This window comes from Pseudomonas sp. KCJK9058 (assembly GCF_046230975.1).
GTDB classification, from domain to species: Bacteria; Pseudomonadota; Gammaproteobacteria; order Pseudomonadales; family Pseudomonadaceae; genus Aquipseudomonas; species Aquipseudomonas alloputida.
This window is the reverse complement of the sequence record NZ_JBJJLR010000027.1, coordinates 59,341-75,062: the sequence shown is the minus strand read 5'-3', so window position 1 is coordinate 75,062 and position 15,722 is coordinate 59,341. Positions and strand designations below refer to the sequence as shown.

Below are 15,722 nucleotides of genomic sequence, written 5' to 3'. Positions count from 1 at the left end.
GTCAAGGGGGCTGAGCGGGGGCTCGGCGCTCCCTGTGCAGGGTTCTTGTAGTCCATTTCCTAAAGTGACCCTTTCCACCCCTTTGTCATTGTAATGGGGTAGGCAGCGGCCTAGCCTCGGCAAGCGCCTAACCTTGAGGAATGGACATGGACAGCGAAACGCCGAAAAACACCAGCAAGCCCTATGTCGTGCAAGCCGCGAGCCGCTTTGGCAACAGCGATGCCGAACTGGTGCAAATGAAACCGCAACTGCCAATACGCACCGCACTGATGGAAGCTTCGGGCATCATGGGCTGCATCACCGAGATCACCCGCAAGGCCATCGACAGGCCTGACGACCGCCAGGTGATGATGAAGGCCACGTACTACCTGGCCGGGATGGCCAAGTCACTGATCGACGGCCAGCTGCTGCAGATACGTCAGGCGCGCGAAGGCGGGGGCGAAGCCTAGCCAGGCTTGCCTGGGGACCGCGAACTTGGCACCCTTGGGCGGTTTTAATCGTCTGCAACACGACAGAAGGAAGCATGCATTGAGCTGGGACAAGGTGGGGAAGCTTCTCGTCGCCGTGCTGATCGGCCTGGTGGTCCTGTTGGCCGCCTATGCGTTGCTCAGGGGCAATCCGCGCCTTGAGGCGTCACTGACCTATGCCTACCTCACTTACCCCAGCCAGTTCAGCGAGCGGATCAGCAAGGCCAGCGAACAGCTGAAGTACGAGCAGTTGCAGGGGCAAATCAACGGTATCGTTCAAGGCCAGCTGGGCCATGATCAGGTCGAGCGGCTCATCGAAATGGCGCAGGCCCCTTATGCCCAGCTGTTCGCCAAGCCTTTCGAGGCCGGGCTGGTCGACCACCGTGCCGGCCTGCTGATCGAACTGCACAACAGCGGTAATGCGCAGGTCCGGCAGGTAAAAATCCGCCTGCCAGCCAAAGGCCTGGTGCAGGTGCGCGATGCTGCCGGCAACGACACGCTGCTGGAAACCCCCGCCGCCCAGGTTGATATCCCGGCCATCGAGCCAGGTGGCACCTGCAAAGTGTGGGTGTATTTCGATGCCGACTACTCGCAGATCCGCCATGGCGGGGTCAGCATCAGCCATGCCGATGGTGAGGCCAATGTGCAAGTGTACCGCGAAGTCATCGGTTTTCCGGCCATGGTGGCCCGTTACAGCCGTGAGCTGATGATACTGCTTGGCATACTGGCGGCCAGCGTACTGGGCTTGGCCTATGCCTGCCTGGCGCGTCGTGTTCCGCGGTAAAACAGCCTGCAGAAAAAAGCGTGCATGCGTTCTGCGATCAAGGGTCATTTGCTGAAAACGCAACACGCCCCCGCAGACGACCCTCTATAGTGCTCGGCATGACGAAACCCCTGCCGAGCCTGCCTGATGATCCCTTCTCTGGACGCCATTTTTTCTCGCCTGCGCCTGCGCCAGTTGCGCTTGCTGATCGAGCTGGACCGCTGTGGCTCGCTGCACAAGGCAGCTGAAGCCATGGCCATTTCCCAGCCCGGTGCCACCAAGGCCCTGCGCGAGGTCGAGGAGGTGCTGGGCGTACCGTTGTTCCAGCGAATGCCCAGCGGCCTGGTTGCCAACGACGTAGGCCGCTGCGTGGTGCGCTACGCGCGGCTGATCCACAGCGACCTGGGGCATCTGCGCGAAGAGGTGTTGGGCATCGTCCAAGGCCAGGGCGGGCGGCTGGCGGTGGGCAGTATCATGGGGGCTATGCCCACACTGGTCAGCGCCCTCGGGCGCTTGCGCCGCAAGCAGCCGCAGCTGGCAGTGGAAATTGCCGAGAATACCAGCGCCAACCTGCTCGCCCAGCTGGACGAAGGGCGCCTGGACCTGGCCATCTGCCGGCCAGGGCTGGGCCGCAACGCGGCGGAATATGGCTTTGTCGAACTGGCCCAGGAGCCGCTGGCGGTGGTCGCGCATCCGCAGCATCCGCTGGCCGGGGCGGCGGCACTCAAGATCAGCGACCTTAGCCATTATCGCTGGGTGGTTTATCCGGCCAACATGCCCATGCGCCAAGCGCTGGAACGCGAGTTGAGCGAGGCGGGGGTGGAGGTGTCGCGTTATCCGCTGGAGACCTTCTCCACCTTCGCCACCTTCATGCTGCTTGAAGATGACCCGACGTTGGTGGCGGTCATTCCCCGTGCAGTGGCGGCCTTTGCCGAGCAGCGCGGGTTGCTGGTGTCGCTGGCGGTGCCGCTACGGGCGCTGAGCGAGCCGTTCGGCATCGTCCACCGGGTCGCGGCGCCGTTATCGCCTGCGGCACGATTGCTGGTGGAGGAACTGACGGCGGGTGAAGTGTGACGCTACCCCTCTATTTCCAGCCCGTTGCCGAAGCGCTGGCAGGGATAAGCGGCGGTTATCGGTGGATCAGTTCTTTTCATTACCGGTGGCCCTGTCCTGTGCTCTAGATTGCCCCGGCAGCGCCTGTCAGTCACCCTGTAACCCTGATTGCATCAAGGAGCAAACCAATGGATCTAGGCATCACCGGCCGCTGGGCCATCGTCTGCGCGGCCAGCAAAGGCCTTGGCAAAGGCTGCGCCGAAGCGCTGGGCAAAGAGGGCGTCAACCTGGTCATCAATGCCCGTACCCAGGCCACCCTGGAGCAGACCGCCAGCGAGTTGCGCAGGGCCTGCCCGGGCATCGAGGTCCATACCGTGGCAGGCGATGTTGCCGATCCCAAGGTGCGCCAGGCGCTGTTGGCGGCCTGCCCGCAGGTCGACATTCTGGTCAACAACGCCGGTGGCCCGCCACCGGGGGACTTCCGTGATTGGGAGCGTGATGACTGGCTGAAGGCGCTGGACGCCAACATGCTCACGCCCATCGAGCTGATCAAGGCGGTGGTCGATGGCATGGCCGAACGTGGTTTTGGCCGGGTGGTGAACATCACCTCCGGCGCGGTGAAGGCACCGATCGACATGCTGGGTTTATCCAACGGTGCCCGCAGTGGCCTGACCGGATTCATTGCCGGCCTGGCCCGGCAGCAGCGCCTGGCGGGCGGCAATGTGACACTCAACAACCTGTTGCCTGGGGCGTTCGACACGGCGCGCCTGCAAAAGACCTTGAAGGCGGCGGGTGGTGATGTGGAAGTCACTGCCCAGGCGCGGCGCAAGGCCATTCCGGCGTCGCGTTTTGGCGAAGCCGCGGAGTTTGGCGCGTATTGCGCATTTCTGTGCAGTGCGCATGCCGGGTACATCACCGGGCAGAACCTGCTGATCGATGGCGGGGCGTATCCAGGAACCTACTGACGCCGTTGGCGCTATTGCTTGCAGCCGCCTTCGCCCTCATGCAGCGCCAGGCTCTGGCGCAATTGTTCAATCATGGCCGCACGTAGCGCCTGCGGCGCCTGGATGCGGATCGAACCCGCCTGGGACAGCAGCCAGCCCATCAGCGCGCGGTTGTCGTCGACGGTGGCCACCAGCGCGGCGCCGCCGCCAGCCTGCGGCGTCAGTTGCATATCGACGGACAGGGGGGACTGTTCCAGGCGGCGGGCCAGCGCGTCATCGACCCAGGCATACAGTACAACGTGTGTCGGGGGGGTAAGTGCGTCGGGTTGCAGCTGCTGCGCTTCGCCCAGGCTCAAGCCCGGTTGCCAGTACCAGCCATAAGGCATGCCTTTACTGTTGCACTGTAGCGGGAACAGTGCGGCGAGCTCCACCAGGTCACGCTCGACGGTGCGTTTGCTGGTGGAATGGCCCACGGTTGTCAGCGCAGCCTGCAACTGGGTGGAGCTCATGCCTGGGTGGCGGCTGGGCAGTAACTTGAGCAGTTGCCACTGGCGGGCGATGGTGTGGCGGGTCGGGTGGCTGGGCAAAGGGCTCATCCTTGAAGGCAGGCACCAAGCCTGCCTGGGTAGTGGCGTTTAGCTATTGCCTAGCATACCTCGTCACAAGATGGGATCCAAGTTGTGGCGATTGGCCTCGGTCGTCTGAGCGACCTGGACATCCAAACCCGCAAGTCACTGGAAATTGCCGAATGGACCAACGAGGAGGGCGCGCGCTTCATCCCGGCCATGTTCGGCTCGGCGGTGTTCACCGGCAGCCTCGCCGACGAACTGCACCGCACCGGGTACGCCGGCCAACGCCCGCTGGTGTGCTGTCAACTTTGATTGAAAGTGTACTTATTTTCGAGCATGAATTTTGGTGCCGTCCATTTTGGACCTTTCACATATCCACCGGCTTTTTGTTCAATCAAGCCGTCGCTCGTCATTCTTCTGATCAGTTCGATGAGGCCAATGCAGTCACCTAGGTAAATCCAACTGTTCTGGGTGTAAAGCCTGTCTAGTTGCGGGTGGGAGATGCCAGTGCCTCTGGTGAAAAATAAAATTACATCCGTAGGAGATTCGTTTTTAATTACATCGTGAATGGTATCCATGGTTTTCCCGCTCAAGCTGGATTACCTCTGCTTCTAGCGCTTGTGCTGTATATAATAGCTCGGCGTCTGATTCAGGCTGATGGTCTTCAAAAGTGGCTGCGTGAATATTGTTCCAAGTCTCGCCGCCATCAGTTGGTAGAATTTTATCAGCAATGCCAAGGGCGCGGAGGTGCTCAAGCCCCCTTATTTCATGTATGAAAAATCGCTTGTCGATGTCGGTTGCTTGTAGTGTGCGCTGTAGATTTTTTTCGAGTCTATCTATCATCATTTTGTTCGCGCCTGACGGCAGAAGTCGACTTGTTTGTAATTTGACTAACTCGACGCCGCCTGCTGTGATCCGGGCCTCTCTCCAATCCATTCGTTCGATTGGGCCCCCGGCTTTGTCCAGGTTGTAGGGGCGTCAGCTGTAAGCCCCTATAGTTCTCACGCCGGGATAGGGAAAATTGAAAACCACATACAGTGGCGGTAGGCCTGACTCTGGCGTGAAGCAGTAGATGCAGTCTTTATAATTCGGCGGCTCATGAGGCACAACACTTCTTCTTAACTTCTTTGATCACACAGTTCAAACCTGCTCCCTGCCCCAGTCACTTTCCTGCACCTGCGCCTTGTAGTCACAGGCTCTAACGCGGCAGGAATATTTGGGGCGAGAGGAGCAAGCGCGAAGGGGGTGATGAAGCCAATAAGTGCATGCCACAACATCTTCAACGCCTGTGAGATGTCGTGGCGCGTGGGCGGCGCTCGATCCCACAGGCGGTGCGGATGTCGTGGCGAACTACATCCCACTCCGGCGCACATGCTTGACGAAGACCTTCTCCAACAACTCCCACATCGCCGGGTCCGTACTGAAGGCCACGTTGAAGCGCATCCACCCGGTCGCCTTGGCGTCGACCATGAACAACTGCCCAGGCCCAAGCATGATGCCTTTCTCCAGCGCATCGTCCAGCAACGCAGCACTGTCCGGAATCGCCGGGTGGCGGGTCCAGATGTACATGCCTTCATCCGATTCGGTAAACAGTTCGAAGCCTAATCGATGCAGATGCCGGCCAACTTCCTGGTGCGCCTCGGCCAGCCGCTGGCGCAGGCGCTTGAGGTGCTTACGCCAGCGGCCGTCGATGATCGCGGCGTACACCACGCGCTCCATCACCTGCGAAGTGGTCAGGCCTGAGCGCATTTTCAGGTGCAGCAGTTTTTGCATCAGCTCGGGGTTGGCCAGCATGTAGCCGACCCGCACGTTGGGCGAAATGCTCTTGGAATAGCTGCCCACGTACACCACCTGCTGCAGATGGTCGAGGCTGGCCAGGCATGGCTGCGGCTCGGCGACCATGTCGGCGTACAGGTTGTTCTCCACCAGGCGGAAGCCATGCTGGCTGGCAAGCTGCAGCAGGCGGTGCAACTGCGGCAGCGGGGTGCGCGAGCACGTCGGGCTGTGCAGGTGCGGCTGGGTGAAGAACGCCGTCGGGCGGTGGTGGGTGAGCAATTGCTCCAGCTGGTTCAGGTCGTAGCCGGCCGGTGTACGTGGCACACCTACCAGGGTTGCGCCTTGGGTGCGCAGGATGCTCATGAGGTTCGGGTAGCCGGGGTCGTCCACCAGCACCACATCGCCCGGGCGCACCAGTGTGCGTGCGGCCAGGTCCAGGGCCTGGCTGGCGCCGTGGGTGAGCATCAGCTGTGCCGGGTTGGCGACGATCGACAGCTCTTGTTGCAGGTTCTGTGCGGTCAGTGCACGCAGCTCCATCAGGCCCATGGGGTCGCCGTACCCCGACAACTCCAGCGGGCTGCCGGCCACCTGGCGCAGGCCGCGGCGCAGGCCGTCTTCGTACATCCAGTCGTTGGGCAGCCAGCCGCACCCCGGTTTGTACGGCAACTGGCGGATTTCGAAAATCTGCTGCAGGTACCACTCGGAGTTGAACGTTGGTCGACTGGTGTCGGCCTCGGTGTTGTGCTGCTCCAGCAGTTCGCCCGCCGCACGGTTGACGAAGAACCCCGCATTGCCACGGCTCACCAGCAGCCCCTGGGCGACCAGGCGGTCGTAGGCCTCGACCACGGTGAAGGTACTCACCGAATAGCTGGCGGCAAAGGCGCGGATCGACGGGACCTTGGCGCCTGGCTTGAGGGTTTGGTTGTCGATCAGCTCGCGCAGCCCATCGATGATCTGGTTGACCAGCGGGGTAGAGGAGTCTGGATGTAATTCGAACATTCGGGGCCTTCAGGGTGCGTATCGCCTGGCGTCTGCAGGGTGTACTGCATGGGCGACCTATACAGTGCAGTGCGAGATTCATGCCACTGTGCATGGCTCTCTGCGTCGGACATTTTTACATTAGGTGTCGGATATCGCCACATAAAGCATGTTCAGTTCGCCTCAGGCAGTCGCCCTGGGGCGCGTCAGCAGGCCGCCATGGAAGGCCTGCGTGTGTAAGTTCACACCATCCTGCCCGCATTAGCACTGATGTACAGGTGAAATCGCCAGCCATCGGGGTTTCACAGTTTTCCTTGGATAAAAAGAAGCACGGGGTACACAACTGATGGACGCAACATCCACAACCACCACCGCGAAAAGCGGGCACGAGAGCAAGCTCAGTGCCTCGCTGAAGTCGCGCCACCTGACGATGATGTCGATCGCCGGGGTTATTGGCGGCGCCTTGTTCGTCGGTTCCGGCAGCGTAATCCACAGTGCCGGCCCAGCCGCTGTCCTGGCCTACCTGGCAGGCGGCATCCTGGTGGTGCTGATCATGCGCATGCTGGGTGAAATGGCGACTTCCTCGCCTGACACCGGCTCGTTCTCAACCTACGCCGACCGCGCCATTGGCCGTTGGGCCGGTTTCACCATCGGCTGGCTGTACTGGTGGTACTGGGTCATCCTCATGGCCTGGGAAGCCTATGTGGCGGGCAAGATCCTGCATGGCTTCTTCCCCGACGTTAGCGTCAACGTGTTCGTGCTGGCCACGACCCTGTTGCTGATCACCGTCAACTTCTTCAACGTCAAGCACTACGGTGAGTTCGAGTTCTGGTTCGCCTTGATCAAGGTGATTGCGATCGTCTGCTTCCTGATTGTGTGTACCGCTGCCGTGATGAACATCTGGCAGTTCGGTGAAGTGCGTGGCATCAGCCACCTCACCGCCGAAGGCTTCATGCCCAATGGCATCACCACCGTGATCGGTGCCTTGCTCGGGGTGATGTTCGCCTTCCTCGGCGCCGAGATCGTCACCATCGCCGCTTCCGAAGCCAAAGACCCGGCTGCGCAGATTGTCAAGGCGACCAACTCGGTGGTCTGGCGTGTGTGCCTGTTCTACGTCGGCTCGATCTTCCTGATCGTCTGCCTGGTACCGTGGAACGACCCGCACCTGGGTGTTTCTGGCTATGGCGCCTATCGCCGTACCCTGGAACTGCTGGGCGTGCCGTATGCCGAGCTGCTGATGAACTTCGTGGTGTTGACTTCGGTGAGCAGCTGCCTGATCTCGGGCCACTACACCGCTTCGCGCATGCTGTTCTCCCTGGCCCAGCGTGGCGATGCGCCGTCGTTCTTCAAGATCACCCGTGCCGGTACCGGTGTACCGGTGTACGCGATCATGGGCTCGTGCGCCGTGGCCGTGGTGTGTGCATTGATCAACTTCAGCGAGACCCTGCGCCCGAAAGACGTGCTGGACACTCTGATGAACACCACCGGCATGATCGCCCTGCTGGTGTACCTGGTCATCGCCTTCTCGCAGCTGCGCATGCGCCGCAAGCTGATTGCCGAGGGCAAGGAAGTACGCCTGAAGATGTGGCTGTTCCCGTGGCTGACCTACCTGGTGATCGCGTTCATCGTGGCTGCCCTGGTCACCATGGCCTTCATGCCTGACTACCAGATTCTGGTCATTTCCACCGGTATCGCTGCGGCGGTCGTGGTGGCGATGGGTGTGGTGCACCAGATCCGCTCTGGTAGCAAGCAGCACTAAGCGTCACTCGCGTCTGGAAACGGCCGGCTCCCTTGGGGACCCGGCCGTTTCGCGTTGTTGGGCCTGGGCTTTTTCTGCAGGCATGTGGAAACGCTGGTTCATCCACGGTGAACCGAGCAGGGCGGCCGCAGCGATCAGGGCCAGGATGGCGAGGGCGATGTAGGTCTTCAAGGGCGTGCGCATGCAAGGACTGACTTCAAGCAGAGGTGATCAGTTCCGGGGTAATCCGTTCGCAACCGTCCCGCCGGGCGACAGATGGCATATGCTAGGCACATTGCCCGCCCAAAGGAGCCGCACATGGCCTGGTCCGCCAACCAGTATTCCCTGTTCGAAGACGAACGCACACGCGCCGTACGCGACCTGATTGCCGCCATCCCGCCACGGCCGGTGCGCCACGCCACCGATCTGGGGTGCGGCCCCGGTAACTCGACCGAAGTGCTGCTGCAACGTTACCCCGATGCCCAGGTGACGGCGCTGGACAGCGACCCGGACATGATCGACAAGGCCCGTGAGCGCAAGCGGCTGTGCATCCCGCGTGTGCGCACGGTCATTGCCGACATTGCCGGCTGGGCTGCCCCCGAGCCGCAGGACCTGATCCTGGCCAATGCCTCGCTGCAATGGGTACCTGACCATGCCTTGCTGTATCCGCACCTGGTGCGCCAGCTCAGCGAAGGCGCCAGCCTGGCCGTGCAGACCCCGGACAACCTCGACGAGCCGGCCCACCGGCAGTTGCGCGAGATCGCAAGCCAAGGCCCCTGGGCGGCGAAATTCGCCGACTTGCAGCTGCCGCCACGGCACAACGCGGCGTTCTACTACGACTTGCTCAGCCCGCTGTGCGCACGGGTGGATGTGTGGCGCACCACCTATCATCACCCGTTGATGGGGGGCGCCGAAGCGGTAGTGGAATGGTTCAAGGGCTCGGCGTTGCGGCCTTATCTGGCCAGGCTTGATGAGCAGGAGCAGGCCGACTTCCTGCAGATGTACCTGCAGGCCATGCAGCGCGATTATCCGCCGGCCTCTGATGGCAAGGTCCTGTTGCCCTTCCCGCGGTTGTTCGTGATCGCTACCCGCTAGGGCGGCGCCAGCGCCAGGCCACGTAGCTGTAGATGCCGAGGTTCAGCGCCAGCACGAGGGTGCCCAGCAGCAGCTGGATCTGCGGGGTCAGGCCGGCGGGGTAGATCAGTGGCCAGACGTAGTGCTCGACGAAGCTGCCCTGGTAACCGGCGTCACCGGCGGCATTGCGCATGCGGTTTTCCCAGGTGGTCAGCGGGCAGCCCAGGTGCAGGCACTCCACCGCCAGGCCCCAGGCCAGGGCCGGCAAGTGCAGCAACAGGGCAGGGCGCCAGCGCAGCACCAGCAGCCCGCCGAACAGCACCAGCAGGATGAAGGCCAGGTGCAGCAGCACCAGGGTGTCGGCGGCAAGGCGGTAGAGCATGGGTGGGGTGCCCACGGATGGAGGTTATCCCAGCATAGTTGGGTGGCCTGATCTGGCCCCTTCGCGGTCTCGCCCGCTTCCGCAGCATCACCACAGGTTCCGGATGCTGCGCAGGATCTGTGGGAGCGGGCGAGCCCGCGAAGGGGCCAGCACAGGCCTACACCCCTTCCTCGACCATCTGCAGGAAAGTCGCCACCACCCGGCGTGTACGCTGCTCGCTCAGGCACACCAGGGTCTCGGTCAAATGCCGCTGGCAATCGACAATCGGCAACGCACACACCCGCGCATCGGCACCGAACTCCGCCGCCGACACCACGCCCACACCAATCCCTACCACCACCGCTTCACGCGCCGCTTCCCGGCCCTCCACCTGGATCGCTGCGCGTATCCGCAGGCCGGCACGTTGCATCTCTTCTTCCAGCGTTTGCCGCGTTACCGAGCCGGGCTCGCGCAGCACCAGTGGCGTGTCGTCCAGGTCGGCCAGGCTGATCGAGCCACGGCTGGCCCATGGGTGGTGGTGGGAAACGAACGCCACCATCGGGTCACGACGCAGCGGCAGGCAATGCAGGCGCTCATCGTCGACATCCCGCCCCAGCAGGGCCAGGTCGGCCTGATAGCTGAACAGCCGCGCCAGCGATTCGTCGGTATTGCCCGTTTCGATCTTCACCTGGATGCCTGGATAACGCTGGCAGAAGCGGGCGATCTGCGGCAGCACGTGCACCGGCGCATCCACTGCCAGCACCAGGCTGCCGGTGTGCAGCGCACGCGAGTCGTGCAACAGCTCCTGTGCCTCGGCCTCGCAGGCGAACAGGCGCTGGCTGATGCCCAGCAGCCGCTCGCCAAGGTCGGTGAGCTGCACCGAGCGTTTGTTGCGGTGGAACAGCAATACGCCGAAGCGCTCCTCCAGTTTGCGCACCTGATCGGACACCGCAGGCTGGGTAAGAAACAGCCTTTCAGCGGCGCGGGTAAAGCTGCCGTGTACGGCCACCGCGTGGAAAGCCTTGAGTTGAGCGTGGGAAACCGACATGACGACCTCAGTAACAAGCTGGGCTTATGTGTGTAATACGATAAATCGATTTTATTTATTTTACAGCAACTGTTTCCATGGATTTCAGCCCGACGCTGGCACCACGAATGCCGCCAGGGCCATGGCGCTCACACGGCGCCACCTGACCCGATGACAGCCTCGTCATCGCTGTGCGTAACACAAGAACAAGACAGGCGTTTCTTCACATTCTGCCGGCACACTTGAGCAAGAGGTCAGACTTACATGAATCAATCCCTAGCCGCGTTCAAACGCTGGCGCATCCAGATTTTCGCCATCACCTGGCTGGCTTACGCCGCCTTCTACTTCACCCGCAAAGCCTTCTCGGTGGCCAAGCTGGGCATCGCCGAAGACCCAGGCTTCATGCTCGACAAGGCCGCCATGGCCAACCTGGACGCCATCTATCTGGCTGCCTATGCCGTGGGCCAATTCACCTGGGGCATGCTTGCCGACCGCTTCGGCCCGCGCGTGGTCGTGCTGGGCGGGTTGCTGATTTCTGCGGCGGCGGCAGTGGTGATGGGCAGTTACGCAACCTTCCCGATCTTCGCCACCTGCATGCTGGTACAGGGCCTGGCGCAATCCACCGGCTGGGCCGGCTTGTGCAAGAACATCGGCAGCTTCTTCCCGGCTTCGCAGCGCGGGCGGGTGCTGGGCCTGTGGAGTTCCTGCTATGCCTTCGGCGGCCTGGTGGCCTCGCCGTTCGCGGGCTGGTGGGCCTACACCCTGGTGGGCACCTGGCATGCGGCGTTCTTCTCCAGCGCGGTCGTGGTGGCGCTGGTGGCGGTGCTGTTCTTCTTCCTGCAGCGCAACAAACCCGAGGACGTCGGCCTGCCGGCGGTTGAGCCCGAGCCGCAAAGCATGGCCCCGGCCGACAACCTGTGCAGCGTGTGGGCACCCCTGCGGGAAATCTTGCGCAACCGCACGGTGCTGACCCTGGGCCTGGCGTATTTCCTGCTGAAGCCGGCGCGCTACGCCATCTTGCTGTGGGGCCCTGTGATCGTCTTCGAGCAGATGCCCTCGGTGGGCAAAGTGGGCGCGGCAATCATCCCGACTGCTTTCGAACTGGCCGGGCTGCTTGGCCCGATCATGATCGGCCTGGCCTCCGACAAACTGTTTGGCGCCCGGCGCATGCCGGCCTGCGTGATCAGCCTGGTGCTGCTGACCGTGACACTGGCGGCGTTCATGGCGGCCATGCACACCGGCAGCGTCCTGCTGGTGGTGGCGCTGCTGTTCGTCATGGGCCTGACCCTGTACGGGCCGGACTCGATGATCAGCGGCGCTGCAGCCATCGACTTCGGCACCGCCAAGGCCGGCGCCACCGCAGCAGGTTTCGTCAACGGCTGTGGCTCGGTGGGCGCGGTGCTGGGTGGGCTGCTGCCGGGTTACTTCGACGGCGTCACGGTGTTCATCGTGTTCGCGGGCTGTGCGCTGTTCTCGGCGCTGGTGCTGCTGCCGCACTGGAACAGCCGCCCGGCCAGCAGCGCGCAAGGCACCGACGTGGCACCGAACACCAGCATGGCAATCAAGCCACTGCGTACTTAAAGGAAAGCGAGCGAATGAGACCCTTCTGGCTGCAACAGGCCCTGGATTCGGCGCAGGAGGCGGTATGCCCGCCGCTGCAAGGCGATACCCGTTGCGATGTGTGCATTGTCGGCGGCGGCTACACCGGCCTGTGGACGGCACTGATGCTCAAGGAAGCGGTACCGGCCCTGGATGTGGTGCTGATCGAGGCCGACATCTGTGGTGCCGGTGCCAGCGGCCGCAATGGGGGGTGTGCGTTGTCCTGGTCGGCCAAGTACTTCACCCTCGAACGCCTGTTCGGGGCGGCGGAGGCGGTGCGGCTGGTGCGCGAGTCGGAGCGCAGCATCGCAGACATCGGTGTGTTCTGCGCGGCCAATGGCATCGACTGCGACTACCGCCTGGACGGCACGCTGTACACGGCCACCAACGCAGCGCAGGTCGGTGCCACCGACGCGGTGATCGCCGCGTTGGAGCACAAGGGCATCAACTCGTTCCGCCGCTTGCCGCTGGAGCAGGTGCAGCGCCTGGCCGGTTCGGCACGGCACCTGGAGGGCTGGTTCTCGCCGGCCGCCGCCACCGTGCAGCCTGGCAAACTGGTGCGCGGCCTGCGCCGGGTGGCCTTGCAGCGCGGCGTGCGCCTCTACGAAGGCACCGCCATGACCGGCCTGGAACACGGCGCCCCGGTGCAGGTACGCACGGCCCACGGCACGCTGCGCGCCGACCGTGTCGTGCTGGGCCTCAATGCCTGGATGGCGCGCGTCTTCCCGCAGTTCGAGCGCAGTGTGGCGATCGTTTCCAGCGACATGGTCATTACCGAACCGTGCCCCGAGCTGCTGCGCCAGATCGGCCTGGACAGCGGCATCAGCGTGCTCGACTCGCGTATTTTCGTGCACTACTACCACAACACCTCCGATGGCCGGCTGATGCTCGGCAAGGGCGGCAACACGTTTGCCTATGGCGGGCGCATGTTGCCGGTGTTCGACCAGCCGTCGCCGTATCGGCGGTTGCTGCGCGAAAGCCTTGGCGGCTTTTTCCCGGCCTTGGCCGAGGTGCCACTGGCGGCCAGTTGGAACGGGCCGTCGGATCGCTCGGTAACCGGCCTGCCGTTCTTTGGTCGGTTGGACGGGCAGGGCAACGTGTTCTACGGCTTTGGTTACTCCGGCAGCGGTGTTGGCCCGTGCCACATGGGCGGGCAGATTCTTTCGTCGCTGGCGCTGGGGCTGGACAACCCGTGGACCCGGTCGCCGCTGGTCAAAGGGCCGCTGGGGCTGTTCCCGCCCGAGCCGATCCGCTACCTGGGCTCGCTGATGGTGCGCAATGCCATCCGCCGCAAGGAGCAGGCCGAAGATCGTGGTGTGCGCCCGCGAAGGCTGGACGTGCGGTTGGCGCGGTTTGCCGCGGCGGCGGGCAAAGCCGATAAAGGCTGATGAGATTTCTTGTCGATCCCATGCTCGAGGGCGTATAAAATGCACCCACTTTTGGCCGGTCGCTTCCTGAACCGGCCGCTGAAACAAGAGAGTCGACATGGGCGCACAGTGGAAAGCCAAACATAGAGAAACAGCGGCCAATGCCAAAGGCAAGATCATGGGCAAGCTGTCCAAGGAAATCCAGATCGCGGCCAAGTCGGGTGCCGATCCCGACATGAACCCGCGCCTGCGCCTGGCCATCGTGCAAGCCAAGAAGGCTTCGATGACCCGCGAGACCCTGGATCGGGCAATCCGCAAGGGTGCAGGCCTGGACGGTGATGCCGTGCAATACCATGCGGTGAGCTATGAAGGTTTCGCACCGCACCAGGTACCGCTGATCGTCGAGTGCCTGACCGACAACATCAACCGCACCGTCGCGCAGATCCGCGTGCTGTTCCGCAAGGGCCAGCTGGGTGCCAGCGGTTCGGTAGCGTGGGACTTCAACCATGTCGGCCTGATCGAAGCCACGCCTGCGAGCGCTGACGCTGATCCGGAAATGGCCGCGATCGAAGCCGGTGCCCAGGACTTCGAGGACGGTGAAGAAGAGGGCTCGACCCTGTTCATCACCGACACCACCGACCTGGACGCGGTGCAGAAGGCCCTGCCAGAGCATGGTTTCACCGTGACTGCGGCAAAAATCGGCTACACCCCTAAAAACCCGGTAAGCGCGGCCAGCCTGAGTGCTGAAGCGTTGGCCGAGGTCGAAGCGTTCCTCGAGGCGATCGACGAGCACGATGACGTGCAGAACGTCTATGTTGGCCTGACCGAGTAATCGTCGGGGCCGCGTTGCGGCCTGTTCGCGGGCAAGCCCGCTCCCGCAGGTTCTTCACGATGCTGAACGATGTGAGAACCCTGTGGGAGCGGGCTTGCCCGCGAGAGGGCCCTTGAATTCCACCGCAGGGAGCCTGCATGAACCCCACCTTCGCCTCCCTCAGCCTCGCCCACCTGCGTACCCTCGACCACCTGTTGCAGCTTAAAAACCTCAGCCACGCGGCCGAGCGCCTGGGTGTCAGCCAATCGGCCCTGAGCCGCCAGTTGGCCCACCTGCGCGAAGCCTTCGATGATCCATTGCTGGTGCGCCAAGGGCGTGGTTACGTGCTTAGCGAACACGCCGAAGCCCTGGTCGAGCCTTTGCGCCAGGTGCTCGAAGAACTGCACGCGCTGCGCCAGCCCGCCATCTTCGACCCGGCGCGTTGCGAGCGGCGGTTCTGCCTGGCCGCTTCGGACTATGTGGCCGAGCACATGCTGCCACTGCTGGTGGCGGCGCTGGAGCGCGAAGCGCCAGGTGTGTCGCTGGAGTACCGCACCTGGCAGGCCGGCCAGTACGCCTTGCTGGCCAGCGGAGAAATCGACCTGGCGACCACCTTGTTTGACGAGTCGCCGCCCAACCTGCATGGGCGGCTGCTGGGTGAGGACCGCGCGGTATGCCTGATGCGCCAGGATCATCCGTTGGCCGCGCAGGCCGCGCTCAGCCAGGCCGACTACCTGGCGTACAAGCATGTGCGCATTTCGGGCGGTGGCGACAAGGACAGCTTCATCGACCGGCACTTGCGTGCACAGGGCCTGCAGCGGCGGGTCAGCCTGGAAGTGCCGTTCTTCTGCGCCACGGTACAAGTGATTGCCAACAGTCAGGCAGTGGCCACGGTCCCCGAGCATATTGCCCGGCAGTTGTGCCGTTTACATCACCTGGCCTGGCGGCCACTGGGCTTCATTGACCACAGCCAGCGCTATTGGGTGGTGTGGCACCAGCGCCTGCAGGCTTCGGCCGAGCACCGCTGGTTGCGCAACCGGGTGTTCGAGCTGTGGCGTCAGTCGCAGTTCGGGGTGCAGGGTGGGCATGCGGGTTTGCCATAGCAGCTATGCGTGAAGCGGGGGTTATTCGGCTGGGGATAGGTGCCTAGACTGGGGCATTGTGTTGATTGTGCGGCTTCTTCGCGGCTGTAGGC

At 63.1% G+C, this 15,722-nt stretch carries 17 protein-coding genes and 1 pseudogene; 11 read left to right on the top strand and 7 right to left on the bottom strand.

The window, feature by feature from the left end; translation table 11 throughout:
* Positions 1 to 146: 146 nt before the first annotated feature.
* The 4 genes from ACK59Z_RS15795 to ACK59Z_RS15780 all read left to right on the top strand — a co-directional run bounded on the left by ACK59Z_RS15795 (position 147) and on the right by ACK59Z_RS15780 (position 3,248).
* On the top strand, positions 147 to 449 hold the full coding sequence (locus ACK59Z_RS15795) for a DUF3077 domain-containing protein (RefSeq protein WP_088512767.1): 303 nt from the start codon (positions 147 to 149) through the stop codon (positions 447 to 449).
* Positions 450 to 528: 79 nt separating this feature from the next.
* On the top strand, positions 529 to 1,251 hold the full coding sequence (locus ACK59Z_RS15790; protein WP_003250756.1) for a hypothetical protein: 723 nt from the start codon (positions 529 to 531) through the stop codon (positions 1,249 to 1,251).
* 126 nt (positions 1,252 to 1,377) lie between these two features.
* The gene (locus ACK59Z_RS15785) at positions 1,378 to 2,304 is read left to right on the top strand and encodes a LysR family transcriptional regulator (RefSeq protein ID WP_020189917.1); all 927 of its coding nucleotides are present in this window, start codon (positions 1,378 to 1,380) and stop codon (positions 2,302 to 2,304) included.
* A gap of 167 nt (positions 2,305 to 2,471) precedes the next feature.
* Positions 2,472 to 3,248, top strand: a complete 777-nt coding sequence (locus tag ACK59Z_RS15780; RefSeq protein ID WP_409293418.1) for an SDR family oxidoreductase — start codon at positions 2,472 to 2,474, stop codon at positions 3,246 to 3,248.
* 11 nt (positions 3,249 to 3,259) lie between these two features.
* On the opposite strand, the gene ACK59Z_RS15775 is transcribed toward ACK59Z_RS15780, so the two are convergent.
* Complete coding sequence (locus tag ACK59Z_RS15775; protein ID WP_004575397.1) at positions 3,260 to 3,814, bottom strand: WYL domain-containing protein; 555 nt, start codon at positions 3,812 to 3,814, stop codon at positions 3,260 to 3,262.
* Between the two features lie 78 nt (positions 3,815 to 3,892).
* Here ACK59Z_RS15775 and ACK59Z_RS15770 point away from each other — a divergent pair.
* Positions 3,893 to 4,090: pseudogene (locus ACK59Z_RS15770) on the top strand (Zn-dependent hydrolase); the annotation flags it as partial.
* An 8-nt stretch (positions 4,091 to 4,098) separates the two neighbouring features.
* Here the strand turns inward: ACK59Z_RS15770 and ACK59Z_RS15765 are convergent.
* The 3 genes from ACK59Z_RS15765 to ACK59Z_RS15755 all read right to left on the bottom strand — a co-directional run bounded on the left by ACK59Z_RS15765 (position 4,099) and on the right by ACK59Z_RS15755 (position 6,571).
* The gene (locus ACK59Z_RS15765) at positions 4,099 to 4,374 is read right to left on the bottom strand and encodes a hypothetical protein (RefSeq protein WP_108190695.1); all 276 of its coding nucleotides are present in this window, start codon (positions 4,372 to 4,374) and stop codon (positions 4,099 to 4,101) included.
* A 400-nt stretch (positions 4,375 to 4,774) separates the two neighbouring features.
* A complete protein-coding gene (locus ACK59Z_RS15760; RefSeq protein ID WP_108190696.1) occupies positions 4,775 to 4,903 on the bottom strand; it encodes an S-type pyocin domain-containing protein in 129 nt (42 codons plus the stop codon).
* 243 nt (positions 4,904 to 5,146) lie between these two features.
* A complete protein-coding gene (locus ACK59Z_RS15755) occupies positions 5,147 to 6,571 on the bottom strand; it encodes a PLP-dependent aminotransferase family protein (protein WP_012052839.1) in 1,425 nt (474 codons plus the stop codon).
* A gap of 325 nt (positions 6,572 to 6,896) precedes the next feature.
* On the opposite strand from ACK59Z_RS15755, the gene ACK59Z_RS15750 reads away from it, so the two are divergent.
* On the top strand, positions 6,897 to 8,309 hold the full coding sequence (locus ACK59Z_RS15750) for an amino acid permease (RefSeq protein ID WP_004575400.1): 1,413 nt from the start codon (positions 6,897 to 6,899) through the stop codon (positions 8,307 to 8,309).
* 3 nt (positions 8,310 to 8,312) lie between these two features.
* Here ACK59Z_RS15750 and ACK59Z_RS15745 read toward each other — a convergent pair whose 3' ends face one another.
* Positions 8,313 to 8,492, bottom strand: coding sequence for a hypothetical protein (locus ACK59Z_RS15745; protein ID WP_003250772.1), 180 nt, complete (start codon positions 8,490 to 8,492; stop codon positions 8,313 to 8,315).
* A 114-nt stretch (positions 8,493 to 8,606) separates the two neighbouring features.
* Here ACK59Z_RS15745 and tam point away from each other — a divergent pair, with 114 nt between their 5' ends.
* Entirely contained in the window at positions 8,607 to 9,383 is a 777-nt protein-coding gene (gene tam / locus ACK59Z_RS15740) for a trans-aconitate 2-methyltransferase (RefSeq protein ID WP_003250773.1), read from the top strand.
* Here the strand turns inward: tam and ACK59Z_RS15735 are convergent.
* Both ACK59Z_RS15735 and ACK59Z_RS15730 read right to left on the bottom strand, forming a co-directional pair.
* The gene (locus ACK59Z_RS15735) at positions 9,373 to 9,744 is read right to left on the bottom strand and encodes a DUF2784 domain-containing protein (protein ID WP_003250774.1); all 372 of its coding nucleotides are present in this window, start codon (positions 9,742 to 9,744) and stop codon (positions 9,373 to 9,375) included. The two genes, tam and ACK59Z_RS15735, sit on opposite strands and share 11 nt — an antisense overlap.
* Positions 9,745 to 9,901: 157 nt before the next feature.
* Positions 9,902 to 10,771 (bottom strand): LysR substrate-binding domain-containing protein, encoded by an 870-nt coding sequence (locus ACK59Z_RS15730; RefSeq protein ID WP_003250776.1) that lies wholly within the window; start codon positions 10,769 to 10,771, stop codon positions 9,902 to 9,904.
* A gap of 243 nt (positions 10,772 to 11,014) precedes the next feature.
* Here ACK59Z_RS15730 and ACK59Z_RS15725 point away from each other — a divergent pair, with 243 nt between their 5' ends.
* The 4 genes from ACK59Z_RS15725 to ACK59Z_RS15710 all read left to right on the top strand — a co-directional run bounded on the left by ACK59Z_RS15725 (position 11,015) and on the right by ACK59Z_RS15710 (position 15,630).
* Positions 11,015 to 12,331 carry an MFS transporter gene (locus ACK59Z_RS15725; protein WP_019751922.1) on the top strand — a complete coding sequence of 439 codons (1,317 nt, stop codon included), beginning with the start codon at positions 11,015 to 11,017 and terminating at the stop codon, positions 12,329 to 12,331.
* 14 nt (positions 12,332 to 12,345) lie between these two features.
* On the top strand, positions 12,346 to 13,737 hold the full coding sequence (locus ACK59Z_RS15720; RefSeq protein WP_012052836.1) for an FAD-dependent oxidoreductase: 1,392 nt from the start codon (positions 12,346 to 12,348) through the stop codon (positions 13,735 to 13,737).
* Between the two features lie 97 nt (positions 13,738 to 13,834).
* Positions 13,835 to 14,548 (top strand): YebC/PmpR family DNA-binding transcriptional regulator, encoded by a 714-nt coding sequence (locus ACK59Z_RS15715; RefSeq protein WP_003250781.1) that lies wholly within the window; start codon positions 13,835 to 13,837, stop codon positions 14,546 to 14,548.
* 137 nt (positions 14,549 to 14,685) lie between these two features.
* Positions 14,686 to 15,630 (top strand): LysR family transcriptional regulator, encoded by a 945-nt coding sequence (locus tag ACK59Z_RS15710; protein WP_003250783.1) that lies wholly within the window; start codon positions 14,686 to 14,688, stop codon positions 15,628 to 15,630.
* Positions 15,631 to 15,722: the final 92 nt, after the last annotated feature.